General features: G+C 72.7%; 9 protein-coding genes. All 9 read left to right on the top strand.

Annotated features, from left to right (window positions below):
• The first annotated feature begins 39 nt into the window (after positions 1 to 39).
• The 9 genes from mreC (at position 40) to OG937_28500 (ending at position 15,220) form a co-directional block, all read left to right on the top strand.
• Entirely contained in the window at positions 40 to 987 is a 948-nt protein-coding gene (gene mreC, locus OG937_28460) for a rod shape-determining protein MreC (protein WUD75340.1), read from the top strand.
• A complete protein-coding gene (gene mreD, locus OG937_28465) occupies positions 984 to 1,592 on the top strand; it encodes a rod shape-determining protein MreD (GenBank protein WUD75341.1) in 609 nt (202 codons plus the stop codon). The genes mreC and mreD overlap by 4 nt, the downstream gene beginning before the upstream one ends.
• 85 nt (positions 1,593 to 1,677) lie before the next feature.
• The gene (gene mrdA, locus OG937_28470; GenBank protein WUD75342.1) at positions 1,678 to 3,888 is read left to right on the top strand and encodes a penicillin-binding protein 2; all 2,211 of its coding nucleotides are present in this window, start codon (positions 1,678 to 1,680) and stop codon (positions 3,886 to 3,888) included.
• A complete protein-coding gene (gene rodA, locus OG937_28475) occupies positions 3,885 to 5,081 on the top strand; it encodes a rod shape-determining protein RodA (GenBank protein WUD75343.1) in 1,197 nt (398 codons plus the stop codon). Before mrdA ends, rodA begins: the two co-directional genes overlap by 4 nt.
• 60 nt (positions 5,082 to 5,141) lie before the next feature.
• Positions 5,142 to 6,677 carry a CYTH and CHAD domain-containing protein gene (locus OG937_28480; GenBank protein WUD75344.1) on the top strand — a complete coding sequence of 512 codons (1,536 nt, stop codon included), beginning with the start codon at positions 5,142 to 5,144 and terminating at the stop codon, positions 6,675 to 6,677.
• Between the two features lie 132 nt (positions 6,678 to 6,809).
• Positions 6,810 to 8,735, top strand: a complete 1,926-nt coding sequence (locus OG937_28485; protein ID WUD75345.1) for a TIGR03960 family B12-binding radical SAM protein — start codon at positions 6,810 to 6,812, stop codon at positions 8,733 to 8,735.
• Between the two features lie 154 nt (positions 8,736 to 8,889).
• Positions 8,890 to 9,984, top strand: coding sequence for a hypothetical protein (locus OG937_28490; protein WUD75346.1), 1,095 nt, complete (start codon positions 8,890 to 8,892; stop codon positions 9,982 to 9,984).
• Positions 9,985 to 10,085: 101 nt separating this feature from the next.
• The gene (locus OG937_28495; GenBank protein WUD75347.1) at positions 10,086 to 10,859 is read left to right on the top strand and encodes a TIGR03936 family radical SAM-associated protein; all 774 of its coding nucleotides are present in this window, start codon (positions 10,086 to 10,088) and stop codon (positions 10,857 to 10,859) included.
• Positions 10,860 to 11,077: 218 nt separating this feature from the next.
• Positions 11,078 to 15,220 carry an Rne/Rng family ribonuclease gene (locus OG937_28500; GenBank protein ID WUD75348.1) on the top strand — a complete coding sequence of 1,381 codons (4,143 nt, stop codon included), beginning with the start codon at positions 11,078 to 11,080 and terminating at the stop codon, positions 15,218 to 15,220.
• The last annotated feature ends 38 nt before the right edge of the window (positions 15,221 to 15,258 follow it).

Consider the following 15,258-nt stretch of genomic DNA (forward strand, 5'->3'; position numbering starts at 1 on the left):
GCTCACACGCTCTGACGAGGAAGGCACGGACTGGCCCCCGTGAGGGACACACGAGAGAGCCGGCTTCTGCTGGTACTGCTGGTGGCGATCGCTTTCGCGCTGATCACCGTCGACATCCGCGGCGGTGAGGACTCACCGCTCGACGGCGCCCGGTCCGCCGCGGCCGCCGTCTTCGGCCCCGTCGAGGACGGGGTCGCGGCCGCGGTCGACCCGGTGGACAACGCGGTGGACGCGGTACGCGACTCCGGCGACCGCAGCAGCCGCATTAGCGAACTGGAGCGGGAGAACGCCGAGCTGAAGCAGCAGCTCGGCAGCAAGGACGTCACGCGCGAGCGGGCCCGCGAACTCGACAAGCTGCTCAAGCTCGCCGGAGCCGGTCAGTACCGGGTCAAGGGCGCGCAGGTCATCGCGATAGGAGCCGCCCAGGGCTTCTCCTGGACGGTCACCATCGACTCCGGCGCCAACGACGGCATCCAGCGCGACATGACGGTCGTCAACGGTGACGGACTGGTCGGCCGGGTCACCACCGTCGGCCCCTCCACCTCGACCGTCCTGCTCGCCTGCGACCCGGACTTCACGGTCGGCACCCGGCTGGAGAAGTCCTCCGAACTCGGCTTCGCCACCGGCCAGGGCAACCGGCCGATGCGGGTGCAGCTCCTCAACGGCAAGGCCCACGTGAAGAAGGGCTCCCGGTTGGTCACCTTCGGCTCGCAGGCGGACAAGCCCTTCGTCCCCGGCGTGCCGGTCGGCACGGTCGCCAAGGTCGACCCCGCGGGCGGCGGCCTCACCCGTACGGTCGAGGTCACCCCGTTCGTCGGCTTCACCAAGCTCGACATCGTCGGCGTCGTCGTCCAGGGCCCGCGCAAGGACCCGCGTGACTCGGTGCTGCCCGCCGGGCCGAAGCCGGTCCCGACGGTCACCGTCACGGCGACGCCCAGTGTGAGCCCCTCTCAGTCCTCGCTCTACGGACAGGAGGAGGTCCGATGAAGCGCGCGCTGCTCGCCACCGGCCTCGTCGTCGCCGGCATGGTCGTCCAGGTGTGTGTCCTGGCCCGCCTCCACCTGCCCGGCGCCGTCCCCGACCTGCTGCTGCTCGTCGTCCTCGGCCTCGCACTGACGTACGGCCACGTGGCCGGCTGCCTCATCGGCTTCGGCGCCGGCCTGCTCGCCGACCTCGCCCCGCCCGCCGACCACGCCGCGGGCCGCTACGCCCTCGTGCTGTGCGTCGTCGGCTACATCGCGGGCCTGGTCAAGCCCGACGGCGGCCAGCTGCGGTCGGCCACCAGGCCGATGCTGGTCGTGGTGGGCGCCGCCATCGGCTCCACGGTGCTGTACGCGGCCGTGGGCGCCCTCGTGGGCGACACCGCGGCCCAGCACGTCGGCCTGGGCAAACTGCTGTTCACCGCCGCCCTGTACGACCTGCTGCTCGCGCCGTTCACCGTGCCGTGGATCATGGCACTGGCCCGCCGGTTCCAGGGCGACCCGCTCGGCGAGGACGCCTCCGGCCCCGGCTTCGGCGCACGCATCGGCGGCCAGCGCTCGAGCCTTCTGGGCAGGGTGGGGAGCGTCGCCAAGGGAGGGCGGCGGTTGTGACCGACGCACGCGAGGCCGCCGGGCAGCGGCCGACGACGGAGCGCGCGCTGTCGTGCCGAGCGGGCGGAGAAGCGGGAGTGGCGGCGTGAGCAACATCCCCGAGACGGGGCGGACGCCGCGGGTCACGATCCGGCTGGTGGTCCTGCAGATCCTCGTCCTGTCCCTGCTGTTCACCCTCGGCGGGCGGTTGTGGTTCCTGCAGATCCGCAACGGCCAGGAGTACACGGCGCAGGCCAACAGCAACAACGTCCAGGAGGTCGTCGCGCCCGCCGTCCGCGGGTCGATCCTGGACGACAAGGGCGTGGCGCTCGCCGACAACGAGACCCGGCTTGTGGTCTCCGCGAGCCGCACCGACCTGCTGAAGCAGAAGGACGACGGCAAGGCGGTGCTGACCCGGCTCGCCGGCGTGCTGCACATGAAGCCGGAAGAGGTCCTGGGCAAGGTCCGGCTCTGCGACTCGCAGACCCCCAAGCCGTGCTGGAACGGCTCGCCGTACCAGCCGATCCCGATCACCGACGAGGCCACCACCCAGCAGGCGCTGCAGATCATGGAGCGCCGTGAGGACTTCCCCGGCATCACCGCCGAGCCCACCGCGGTGCGCCGCTACACCTCTCCGTTCGGGTCCAACACCTCCCAGGTCCTCGGCTACCTCTCGCCCGTCACGGACGACGAGCTGACCGCCGCGGAGAAGAAGGGCCAGTCCCTGCTGCGCTCGGACCAGATCGGCCGTTCCGGCCTGGAGCGCACCTACGACAGCGAGCTGCGCGGCAAGGCCGGCGTCACCCGCTACGAGGTGGACAACCTCGGCCGGGTCATCGGCAAGGCGGGCGAGACCGCCGCGGAGCCCGGCAGCCACCTGGTCACCAGCATCGACGCCCGCGTCCAGAGGGTCGCCGAGAAGGAGCTCGACGAGGCGATCAAGGTCGCCCGGAAGACCTTCGACAAGGTCACCGGCAGCCTCTACAAGGCGGACTCCGGCGCGGTCGTCGTCATGGACGTGCACACCGGTCAGGTCATCGCGATGGCCAGCGCGCCCACGTACGACCCGAACGTCTGGGTCGGTGGCATCTCCGCCAAGGACTACGCCAAGCTGACGGGCAAGAAGTCCAACTTCCCGCTGCTCAACCGGGCCATACAGGGTCAGTCGGCCCCTGGCTCGACCTTCAAGGCGATCTCCACCTCGGCCGCCGTGCAGGCCGGCTACGACATCAACGGGCGCTACCCCTGCCCGTCGTCGATGACCATCGGCGGCCGGGTCTTCAACAACTTCGAGGGGGAGAGCGCGGGCTCCATCACCCTCGCCCACGCCCTGGAGATCTCCTGCGACACCGTCTTCTACGGCCTGTCGTACGACCAGTGGCTGAAGGACGGCGGCACCAAGCCCAAGAAGCACCCCAAGGACTGGTTCTACAAGACCGCCAAGGAGTACGGCCTCGGCTCGGTGACCGGCATCGACCTGCCCTCCGAGGTCACCGGCCGGATCCCGGACCGGCAGTGGAAGCGCGACTACTACGAGGCCAACAAGAACTACTGGTGCAAGGTCGCCAAGAGCGACAAGCAGGACTACGCGAGCCAGATCGCGCGCGAGAACTGCGTCGACGGCTACGTGATGCGCGCCGGTGACTCGGTCAACTACGCCATCGGCCAGGGCGACACCCTCGTCACCCCGATCCAGATGGCCAACATCTACTCGGCCATCTCCAACGGCGGCACGCTCTACCAGCCCACCATCGGCAAGGCGATCATCAGCGCCGACGGCAAGAAGGTCACCCGGATCAAGCCGAAGGTGAACGGGCACGCACCGGCCACCAAGAACACGCTGAAGTACATCAACGAGGCCCTGGAAGGCGTCGTCACGCACGGTACGGCCGCGTGGAGGTTCGGCGGCTGGCCGCAGGACAAGATCGCCCTGCACGCCAAGACCGGTACCGCGGAGGTCGCCGGCAAGCAGACCACGTCGTGGTTCACGACGTACAGCAAGGACTACGCGATCGTCATGACGATCTCCCAGGGTGGTACCGGTTCCGGTGGTTCCGGTCCGGCCGTCCGCAAGATCTACGAGGCCATGTACGGCGTCCAGAAAGACGGGTCGATCGACAACAAGAAGGCGCTGCTCCCGCGCCCCTTGAGCAAGCTCCCGAAGATCGACTCCGACGGCACCATCAAGATCACCAAGGCCTCCTGGGTCGACGTGCCGCAGGCGCCCTCCGCGCCGCGGGACACGGCGCTGGCCGCCGCCGCGCTGCCCCCGGAGCGCACCGAGAAGCTCCTGCTGGGCAGGAGGTACTGGTCATGAGCGCGCACGGCTACGCGACGCGTCGCTTCACCCCGGAACGCGGCACCCTGGGCAAGCTCCTGGCCCGGGACTCGATACTGCGCCGGATGGACTGGCTGCTGCTCGGCGCCGCCCTCGCGCTGTCCCTGATCGGTACGGCGCTGGTGTTCTCCGCCACGCGCAACCGCACCGAGCTCACCCACGGGGACCCGTACTACTTCCTGCTGCGGCACATCCTCAACACCGCGATCGGCTTCGCCCTCGCCGCCGGCACCGTGGCCCTGGGCCACCGCCGGCTGCGCGGCGCGGTGCCGGTGCTCTACGCCATCTCGGTGCTGCTGGTGACCGCGGTCCTCACCCCTTTGGGGTCCACGGTCAACGGCGCGCACGCCTGGATCGTGCTGGGCGGCGGCTTCTCCCTGCAGCCGTCCGAGTTCACCAAGATCACCATCATCCTGGGCATGGCGATGATGCTGTCCGCCCGCGTCGACGCGGGCGACCGGCTCTTCCCCGACCACCGCACGGTCGCCCAGTCGCTCGGCTTCGCCATACTGCCGATGGCGATCGTCATGCTGATGCCCGACCTCGGCTCGGTCATGGTGATGGCGGTCATCGTGCTCGGCGTGCTGCTGGCCTCCGGCGCCTCCAACCGCTGGGTCCTCGGCCTGATCACGGCGGGTGCCGGCGGCGCGATCGCGGTCTGGCAGCTCGGCGTCCTGGACCAGTACCAGATCGACCGCTTCGCGGCCTTCGCGAACCCCGCACTCGACCCCGCGGGCGTCGGCTACAACACCAACCAGGCGCGCATCGCCATCGGCTCCGGCGGGCTGCTCGGCAAGGGCCTGTTCGACGGCAGCCAGACCACCGGGCAGTTCGTGCCCGAGCAGCAGACCGACTTCGTCTTCACCGTGGCGGGGGAGGAGCTCGGCTTCGTCGGGGCGGCCCTGATCATCGTGCTGCTGGGCGTGATCATGTGGCGCGGCTGCCGCGTCGCCCGGAACGCCACCGACCTGTACGGCACGATCATCGCGGCCGGCATCGTCGCCTGGTTCGCCTTCCAGTCCTTCGAGAACATCGGCATGACCCTCGGCATCATGCCCGTGGCCGGTCTGCCGCTGCCGTTCGTCTCGTACGGCGGATCGTCGATGTTCGCGGTCTGGATCGCCATCGGGCTGCTGCAGGCCATCCACATGAAGCGGCCCATGTCGGCCTGATCCCGTCCACCGGGTGAACGCACCATTGCGGCCGGGCGAACCCGCGATTAGGTTCCTGACATGGGGAAGCGTGTCGCGGAGACCGAGCGCAAGTACGAAGCCGCCGAGCAGACCGGTGAGCCCGACCTCGAAGGCCTGCCCGGCGTCGCGGCGGTACGCGTCCTGGAACCGGCCGAACTGGACGCCGTCTACGTCGACACCGCCGACCTGCGGCTGGCCACCCACAAGATCACGCTGCGGCGCCGCACCGGCGGCGACGACGCCGGCTGGCACCTGAAACTGCCGAGCTCACAGGCCGACACCCGCACCGAGGTGCACGCGCCCCTCGGCAAGCAGGGCCGCAAGGGCGGCCCCAGGGTCCCCAAGTCCCTGCTCGCCGAGGTCGCCGCGATCGTCCGCGACCGCGAGCTCGTCCCAGTCGTCCGGCTGCGCAACACCCGCAAGCGGGTGCACCTCGTCGACGCCGGGGGCGCACCCTTGCTGGAGATCGCCCACGACCACGTCCGGGCCACCCTCCTCGACCACGGCGACGGTTCGGAGACCGCCTGGACCGAGGTCGAGACCGAACTCATCGACGGCGACACCGCCCTCCTCGACGCCGTCGAGAAGCGGCTCCGCACGGCAGGCCTGCGGCGCTCGAAGTCCCCCTCGAAGCTCGCCCGCGCCCTCGGTGAGCGCCTGGCCGACGCACCCGGGCCGCCGCAGCCGCCGTCCTCCACCGACACCGCCGGGGACGTCGCCCTGGCCTACGTGCACCAGCAGGTCGCCGCGATCACCGGCTGGGACCCGGAGGTCCGCCGCGACGAGCCGGACTCCGTCCACCAGATGCGGGTCTCCACCCGGCGGCTGCGCAGCGCCTTCAAATCCTTCCGCCGCGAACTCGACCGCGAGGCGACCGACCCCATCGGCGAGGAGCTGAAGTGGCTCGCCGGGGTGCTGGGCCTGGAACGCGACCGCGAGGTCCTCGCCGACCGCCTCCGCGACCGCGAGGCCGAACTGCCGGAGGAACTCGTCACGGAGGTCCTCACCGCGCGCATCGGCGGCGACGCCCCCGTCCACGAGGGCGCCCGCAAGGAGCTCCTGCGCGAACTCGGCGGCAGGCGCTACTTCCGGCTCCTGGACACCCTGGAGTCACTGCTCGCCCACCCGCCCCTGCTCGACGCGGCCGCGGCCCCCGCGGCCGACGCCGTCCCCAAGGCCGTGCGCCGCGACCACCGGCGGCTGCGCACCCGCGTCGAGTCGGCCCTGGAGATGGAACCCGGCCACGAGCGCGACCTCGTCCTCCACGACGCCCGCAAGGCCGCCAAGCGGGCCCGCTACAGCAGTGAGGCGGCCCGGGCCGTCCCGGCGCTGCGCAAGCCCGCCAAGAAGCACACCCAGCGCATGAAAGCCGTCCAGCAGCTCCTCGGCGAGCACCAGGACAGCGTCATCTGCCGCGACGCCGTCCTCCGCCTCGCCTCGGACGCCCGCGAGGCCGGCGAGGACACCTTCGCGTACGGCGTGCTCTACCAGCTGGAACGCGACCGCGCCGCCGCCGCAGAGCGGCAGCTCCCGAAGGAGTGGCCCCAGGCCGACCGCGGCACGCTGGCCGGCTGAGCCGGCCCGGGACGGCCACCACCGCGCCGCCGCGTCCCGCAGCGCCCGGCGCCGCGCGGACGCGGCCGGGAAGCCCTCTGTGACGCGTTACGCTGAATGGTCACCCTTGCCAGCTCACGAAAGACACCTCTGATGCCTGTCGAGTCGGTCTTCCCCCAGCTCGAGGCCCTGCTGCCGCATGTGCAGAAGCCGATCCAGTACGTCGGCGGGGAACTGAACTCCACCGTCAAGCCCTGGGACGAGTGCGACGTCCGTTGGTCCCTGATGTACCCGGACGCCTACGAGGTCGGGCTGCCCAACCAGGGCGTCATGATCCTCTACGAGGTGCTGAACGAGCGCGAGGGGGTCCTCGCCGAGCGCACCTACAGCGTGTGGCCGGACCTCGAGGCACTGATGCGCGAACACGGCGTGCCGCAGTTCACCGTGGACGCGCACCGCCCGGTCAAGGCCTTCGACGTCTTCGGCCTCAGCTTCTCCACGGAGCTCGGCTACACCAACATGCTCACCGCCCTGGACCTCGCGGGCATCCCGCTGGAGGCCCGGGACCGCACCGAGGACGACCCGATCGTGCTCGCCGGCGGCCACGCGGCCTTCAACCCGGAGCCCATCGCGGACTTCCTGGACGCCGCCGTGATCGGCGACGGCGAGCAGGCCGTCCTGGAGATCACCGACGTGATCCGCGCCTGGAAGGCCGAGGGCCGCCCCGGCGGCCGCGACGAGCTGCTGTTCCGGCTGGCCCGCACCGGCGGGGTGTACGTGCCGAAGTTCTACGACGTGGAGTACCTGGCCGACGGCCGGATCGCCCGCGTCGTCCCCAACCGCTCCGGCGTGCCGTGGCGGGTGTCCAAGCACACCGTCATGGACCTCGACGAATGGCCGTACCCCAAGCAGCCGCTGGTCCCGCTCGCGGAGACGGTCCACGAGCGCATGTCCGTGGAGATCTTCCGCGGCTGCACCCGCGGCTGCCGCTTCTGCCAGGCAGGCATGATCACCCGCCCGGTGCGCGAGCGCAGCATCACCGGCATCGGCGAGATGGTCGACAAGGGCCTGAAGGCCACCGGGTTCGAGGAGGTCGGCCTGCTGTCGCTGTCCTCCGCCGACCACTCCGAGATCGCCGACGTCGCCAAGGGTCTCGCCGACCGGTACACGGAGGACAAGATCGGCCTGTCCCTGCCCTCCACCCGCGTCGACGCCTTCAACATCGACCTGGCCAACGAGCTGACCCGCAACGGCCGCCGCTCGGGTCTGACCTTCGCCCCGGAGGGCGGCTCCGAGCGCATCCGCAAGGTCATCAACAAGATGGTCTCGGAGGAGGACCTGATCCGCACCGTCGCCACCGCCTACGGCAACGGCTGGCGCCAGGTGAAGCTGTACTTCATGTGCGGTCTGCCCACCGAGACCGACGAGGACGTCCTGCAGATCGCCGACATGGCGAAGAACGTCATCCAGAAGGGGCGCGAGGTCACCGGCCAGAACGACATCCGCGCCACGGTGTCGATCGGCGGCTTCGTGCCCAAGCCGCACACCCCCTTCCAGTGGGCCCCGCAGCTCGGCGTCGAGGAGACCGACGCCCGCCTGGAGAAGCTGCGCGACGCCATCCGCGGCGACAGGAAGTACGGCCGCAACATCGGCTTCCGCTACCACGACGGCAAGCCGGGCATCATCGAGGGCCTGCTCTCCCGCGGCGACCGCCGCGTGGGCGCCGTCATCCGCGCCGTCTACGAGGACGGCGGCCGCTTCGACGGATGGCGCGAGCACTTCTCGTACGACCGGTGGATCCGCATGTGCGAGAAGGCGCTCCCGGAGCAGGGCGTCGACCTCGCCTGGTACACCACGCGCGAGCGCACCTACGAGGAGGTCCTGCCCTGGGACCACCTGGACTCCGGCCTCGACAAGGACTGGCTCTGGGAGGACTGGCAGGACGCCCTCGACGAGACCGAGGTCGAGGACTGCCGCTGGACGCCGTGCTTCGATTGTGGGGTGTGTCCTCAGATGGACACCCACATCCAGATCGGCCCGACGGGGAAGAAGCTGCTCCCGCTGACCGTCGTGAAGTAGCCCGTCGTGGAGACGAGGCCCCCCGCCGGACGGCGGGGGGCCTTCGTGCGTACGGGGGAGCGGAACGGCCGTCAGATCTGCGCCACCGCACGGCGGTTGACCCCGTACGTCGGCGGACGGGGGGAAGGCGCGCTTCCGGGCGTAACGTTCGGGTATGCAGGAACGGGGGGACGCCGGTGGGTACGGCGGGAACGGGGACGGCTGCCTGACGGTGGCGATCAGGATGCCGGCGCGGATCGTCGCGCTGGTGGTGGTCCTTCCGCTGCGCATGGCGTGGGACGCCATGACGGTCGCGGGCCGGGCGCTGGGCCGCGCCGGGGGATGGCTGGGCCGGGTGCTGGTGGTCGCCCCCGCGGTGGCGTTGTGGCGGTACGTGCTGGTGCCGGTGGGGCGTGCCGTGGTGTGGGTGGTGCGGGGGCTGGTCCGGTACGTGGTCGTGGTTCCGGCGGTGGCGCTGTGGCGGTACGTGCTGGTGCCGGTGGGGCGTGCCGTCGTGTGGCTGGTCCACTGCCTGGTCGTGGTTCCGGTGGTGGCGTTGTGGCGGTACGTGCTGGTGCCGGTCGGGCGGGCCGTGGGGGTCGCCGTGGCGTGGGTGGTCGCCGCGCTGGTCGTGTTGCCGGCGGTGGCGCTGTGGCGGTACGTGCTCGTCCCGCTGGGGCGGGCGGCCGGTGCGGGGGCGGTGTGGGCGGTCCGGGTGCTGCTGGTGGTGCCCTTGGCGGCGCTGTACGCCCATGTCCTGGTGCCGCTGGCCGCCGGGGCGGCGTGGCTGGTCCGGTGGGCGGTCCGGGTCCTCGTGGTGGTTCCGGTGGTCGCGGTGTACCGCCATGTCCTGGTGCCGCTGGCCGTGGCGGTGGGGTGGCTGGTGCGGTGGGTGGTCGTGGCCCCGTTGCGCTTCCTGTGGGGCAGGGTGCTCGTGCCGGTCGCCCGGGAGCTCCGGGATGCCCTGCTGGTGGGCTGGCGTGTGGCGGGGTACGTGTCGCGGGCCGTGGGGCGGGCGCTGAAGTGGCTGGTCACCGTGGTTCTGGTGGTTCCGGCCGGCTGGGTGTGGCGCACCCTCGTGCTGCCCGTGTGGCGACCGGTGCGGCGGGCGGCGGCCGAGGCGGGCCGGGTGGTGCGCGACGCGCTGGCCACCGTGCGGGAGACCGTGCGCGGGGTGCGCGCCGATCTGCGGAGGGCGTTGACGGGTGCGCCGCGACCGGTGGAGCGTGGCGGGCGCCGTGGGGAACCGGAAGGCCGGAACCCCCAGTAATCTGGAAGACACAAGCAACCCCGTCCGGGGTGACCAGACGTACGAGGGACTGAACGACACTGGGCAAGCGACAGCCCGAAGGCCCGCCGCCCGCACCCGCGGTGCAGCGCATCCGACTGCGCTACACCAAGCGCGGCCGCCTCCGGTTCACCAGCCACCGCGACTTCCAGCGCGCATTCGAGCGGGCGCTGCGGCGCGCCGAGGTGCCCATGGCGTACTCGGCGGGCTTCACCCCGCACCCGAAGGTGTCGTACGCCAACGCCGCACCCACCGGCGTCGCGAGCGAGGCCGAGTACCTGGAGATCGCGCTCTCCGAGGCCCGTGAGCCGGAGAAGCTGCGCCTGCTGCTGGACGAGTCGCTGCCGGACGGACTCGACGTGGTCGAGGCCGTGGAGGCCCGTACCTCGGGGCTCGCCGAGCGGCTGGAGGCGTCCGTGTGGCAGCTGCGGCTGGACGGTGTGGAGCACGTCGCGGCCGAGCGGGCCGTGGCCGCTTTCCTGGCCGCGGGGACCGTCGAGGTCCAGCGCATGACGAAGAACGGCGTGCGGACTTTCGACGCGCGCGAGGCCGTCACCCGGCTCGAAGCGGTCGATCCGCAGGTGGCCGGGGCCCAGGACGGCATGTTCGAACAGGGTGCCGATAGGCCGACGCCAGGAGCTTGTGCGATACTGCGGCTGGTTGTTCGGCATGTGACACCCGCCGTACGACCCGACGACGTCCTGTCCGGCCTCCGTGCGGTGGCCGACCTCGCGCCGCCGGTCCCCGCTGCGGTGACCAGGCTGGCGCAGGGGCCGCTCGACGAGGAGACCGGCACGGTGACCGATCCGCTCGCGCCCGACCGCGATGCCGCGACGGTGCCGGAGGGTTCCGCCTAGGACCGTCGTCGTTGTGCGGCCGACGTATCTGGGGAGACCCGGGTCCGGCAGCACGCATCAGACGAGACTTTCGTCGGCCCGTTAGGGCGGTGCCGACGAGCTACACGACAGCTCCCGTGTGGCGCCCGCGCCCCCGGGCGGCGGAACCGCGAGGACGCGGACCGCCGCGAACCGGACCAGGACGCGGCGCCCGGGAGCGTGACGGGAGAAATGCCCGCATGCTCGAGCACAACGAGCCGAACGAGGCGCCGGAGAACGGCGCCACCGAAGCCGCCTCCGGCGGCACCGACACCGAGGCGACGGTCGCTCCGCGCCGCCGTCGCCGCGCGGCCAGCCGCCCAGCGGGACCGCCCGCGGCCGGCGAGGCCGGTCAGGACGTGACGTCCGGCGCCCCCGCTGGGGCCGCCGAGCCGCCGGCCATACCGGCCGAGGCCCCATCCGCCGATTCCGAGACCGAACCCGCCCCCGCGCGCACCCGGCGCCGGGCGACCCGCAAGTCCGCCGCCCCGGAGCCGCAGCCTGCCGGGTCCGCCGAGGAGGAGGCGGCCGAGGCCGCCCCCGCCCCGGCGCGTCGCCGCGCGACGCGGAAGGCCACCGCTCCTGCGGCCGCCCCCGAGGCCACCGCCGCGGAGACCCCTGCCGCGGTGACCGCTGCCACCGAGACCCCGGGGACCGAGCAGGCCGAGCAGCCTGCGGCTCCGGCCCGTACCCGGCGCCGTGCCACGCGCAAGGTGACCAGCCCCGAGCCGGTCGCGGGCGGCGAGGAGACGGCCGGCCCCGCGGCCGCCGCCGACACGCAGGCGAAGGAGCTCCAGGCCGACCTGCCGCTGCACGCCGAGGCCGCCCCCGGGGCGGAGCAGGCCGAGCAGCCTGCGGCTCCGGCCCGTGGCCGGCGCCGCGCCACGCGCAAGGTGACCAGCCCCGAGCCGGCCCCGGCCGAGGACGTGGCCGCGGCCGTGGCCGCCGCCGACGCTCCCGCGAAGGCCCTGCAGGAGGAGCCTGCGGAGAAGCCGAAGCGGGGCAGGGCCGAGAAGCCCCAGGCCGAGAAGTCCAGGACCACCCGTTCGCGGCGGCGTACCGCTCCGGCCGCCTCCTTCCTCGCCGCCGACGACGGCTCCCGCCGTCTGAAGCCGGGCGCTCTCGCGCCGCGTGACGAGGCGGGGGCCCGGGCCGGGGACGAGGCCGCCGAGGGCGCCGCCCCTGAGCGGCGCACCTACACCGCCAAGGCCGTCCCGGACGGTTCCGGCTGGGCCGTCGAGGTCGAGGACGCCTACGAGATCCGCGGCTACGGCGACACCGTCGAGGAGGCCCGCGTCGCCGCGGTCGCGGCCGTCGCGGAGGCGTTCGGCGTCCCCGCGGACACGATCGTCATCGAGGTCCAGGAGGCGCAGGGCGCCGAGCCCGCCGCGGTCCCCGAGGCCGAGGCCGCCCCTGAGGTCGAGCCCGAGGCGGAGCCCGCCCCGGCGCGCGGCCGTCGCCGGGTCGTGCGGCCGCCCATGGCCGTGTTCCAGGCACCGGTGTTCCAGGCCCCCGCTCAGGCGCAGGCCGGGCAGCCGGCGGAGCCCGTGGAGACCGAGGAGCAGGAGGAGGCCGAGGCCGAGGCCGGGGCCGAGGCCGAGGAGTACGCCGGCGGCACCGCCGGGCGCCGTCGCCGCCGTCGTCGCCGTGGCGAGCCCGCGGAGGCCGTGGAGGCCGCGCAGACGGTCGTGACGGAGCACGCCGACGAGGAGCCCGAGTCCGCCCACGAGGACGAGGCGGAGGCCGGGGCCGAGACGGAGGAGTCCGAGGCCGACGAGCACGAGGAGGGCGAGCGGACGTCCCGTCGTCGCCGTCGCGGTGGCCGTCGTCGTCGTCGCGGCGAGGCCGCCGAGGACGAGGAGACCTCCGACGAGGACGAGGAGTCCGGGGACGAGTCCGACGAGGACGAGGACCAGGACGCCGAGAGCAGCAGCACCAGCCGCCGCCGTCGCCGTCGTCGCCGCCGTGGCGGCGAGGGGACGGCCGAGGAGGGCCTGGGCGAGGACGCTCCGGAGCGCACGGTCGTCAAGATCCGTGAGCCGCGCAAGACGGCCGAGCCGGTCGACGAGGTGCAGTCCATCAAGGGCTCCACCCGTCTGGAGGCCAAGAAGCAGCGCCGCCGCGAGGGCCGCGAGCAGGGCCGCCGCCGTGTGCCGATCATCACCGAGGCCGAGTTCCTGGCCCGCCGGGAGGCGGTCGAGCGCGTCATGGTCGTCCGTGAGAACGGCGACCGGACGCAGATCGGCGTGCTGGAGGACGGCGTCCTCGTCGAGCACTACGTCAACAAGGAGCAGGCCACCTCGTACGTCGGCAACGTCTACCTGGGCAAGGTCCAGAACGTGCTGCCGTCCATGGAGGCCGCGTTCGTCGACATCGGCAAGGGCCGCAACGCGGTGCTGTACGCCGGTGAGGTCAACTTCGAGGCGCTGGGCATGGGCAACGGCCCGCGGCGCATCGAGGCGGCCCTCAAGTCCGGCCAGTCGGTGCTGGTCCAGGTCACGAAGGACCCGATCGGCCACAAGGGCGCCCGCCTGACTAGCCAGGTCTCGCTGCCCGGCCGCTACCTGGTCTACGTGCCCGAGGGCTCGATGACCGGCATCAGCCGCAAGCTGCCCGACACCGAGCGCGCCCGGCTGAAGCAGATCCTCAAGAAGATCGTCCCCGAGGACGCGGGCGTCATCGTGCGCACCGCCGCCGAGGGCGCGAGCGAGGACGAGCTGCGCCGTGACGTCGAGCGGCTGCAGTCGCAGTGGGAGGACATCCAGAAGAAGGCCAAGAGCGGCAACGCCCCGTCGCTGCTCTACGGCGAGCCGGACATGACCGTCCGGGTCGTCCGCGACATCTTCAACGAGGACTTCGGCAAGGTCATCGTCAGCGGCGACACCGCCTGGGAGACCATCCACGGCTACGTCTCGCACGTCGCGCCGGACCTGGCCGAGCGGCTGGGCCGCTGGACCTCCGAGGTCGACGTCTTCGCCACGTACCGGATCGACGAGCAGCTGCTGAAGGCGCTGGACCGCAAGGTCTGGCTGCCGAGCGGCGGTTCGCTGGTGATCGACCGGACCGAGGCGATGGTCGTCATCGACGTCAACACCGGCAAGTTCACCGGCCAGGGCGGCAACCTGGAGGAGACGGTCACCAGGAACAACCTGGAGGCGGCCGAGGAGATCGTGCGCCAGCTGCGGCTGCGCGACCTGGGCGGCATCATCGTGATCGACTTCATCGACATGGTGCTGGAGTCCAACCGCGACCTCGTCATGCGCCGGCTGCTGGAGTGCCTGGGCCGGGACCGCACCAAGCACCAGGTGGCCGAGGTCACCTCGCTGGGCCTGGTGCAGATGACCCGCAAGCGGGTCGGCCAGGGCCTGCTGGAGTCCTTCTCCGAGACCTGCGTGCACTGCAACGGCCGCGGCGTCATCGTCCACATGGACCAGGCCACGGCGGCCGGTGGCGGCGGCAAGCGCAAGCGCCGTCGCGGCGGCGCGGCGGAGGAGCCGGCGGTCGCGGAGACCGCCGCCCTCACCGAGGCCGAGGAGGCCGCGGAGGAGGCTCCCGAGCTGGAGCCGGTCGCGGTCACCGAGGCCGAGCTGGTGCCCGCCGTCGGCGGGGACGAGGACTGGTACGGCAGCCCGGCCGAGGCCGAGGCGGCGGCGGGCCGGCGTTCCCGGCGGCGCGCCTCGCGGCGGGTCACCGCCCCGATGAGCTCGCCGGACGCCACGGCCGAGATCGTCACCGTCGTCCCGTCGGTCGCCCCGGTCACCGAGCCCCAGGCGGCGGAGGCCGCGACGGCCACCGCCCCCGAGGCGCCCGCCGTCGTGGGTACCGGCGAGGCGGCGCAGGAGCCCGCCGCACCGGTCCGCGGCCGGCGCCGGGCGACCCGCAAGGCCACCGCGCCGAGCGCCCCCGCCGGTGAGGCGGCCACCGTGGTCGTCCCCGCTGCGGAGACGGCCGTTCCGGCCCAGGCCCCCGAGCCGGAGCCGGTGGCGGAGGTCCAGGCGCCGGCCGCGCCGGTGCGCCGTCGTGCCACGCGCAGGGTGTCCGCCCCCGCGGGTGCGCCGTCCGCCGGCGAGGAGGCCGCGGTCGTGGTCGTCCCCGGCACCGAGGCGCAGCCGGAGGAGACCCCGGCGGCCGAGGCGGAGACGGAGGCCGTCGAGGCCGGGCAGGCGGAGCCGAAGAAGCGGGCCGCGCGCAAGACGGCCGCGAAGAAGGCACCGGCGAAGAAGGCCGCCGCGAAGAAGACGGTCGCCAAGAAGACCGCCACCAAGAAGACGGTGGCCAAGAAGACGACGGCGAAGAAGGCCGCCGCCAAGGCCACGGCCGAGGCGCCCACAGAGGCGTCCTGACCCCGGGTCACCGTCCGCGGGCCGTTCCCCACCGGGGG

The organism is Streptomyces sp. NBC_00510 (assembly GCA_036013505.1).
Lineage (GTDB): Bacteria > Actinomycetota > Actinomycetes > Streptomycetales > Streptomycetaceae > Actinacidiphila.

Coding starts and splice junctions, on each gene's coding strand:
- mreD (WUD75341.1), top strand. CDS start 984: ATGAAGCGCGCGCTGCTCGCCACCGGCCTCGTCGTCGCCGGCATGGTC.
- rodA (WUD75343.1), top strand. CDS start 3,885: ATGAGCGCGCACGGCTACGCGACGCGTCGCTTCACCCCGGAACGCGGC.
- OG937_28480 (WUD75344.1), top strand. CDS start 5,142: ATGGGGAAGCGTGTCGCGGAGACCGAGCGCAAGTACGAAGCCGCCGAG.
- OG937_28485 (WUD75345.1), top strand. CDS start 6,810: ATGCCTGTCGAGTCGGTCTTCCCCCAGCTCGAGGCCCTGCTGCCGCAT.
- OG937_28490 (WUD75346.1), top strand. CDS start 8,890: ATGCAGGAACGGGGGGACGCCGGTGGGTACGGCGGGAACGGGGACGGC.
- OG937_28500 (WUD75348.1), top strand. CDS start 11,078: ATGCTCGAGCACAACGAGCCGAACGAGGCGCCGGAGAACGGCGCCACC.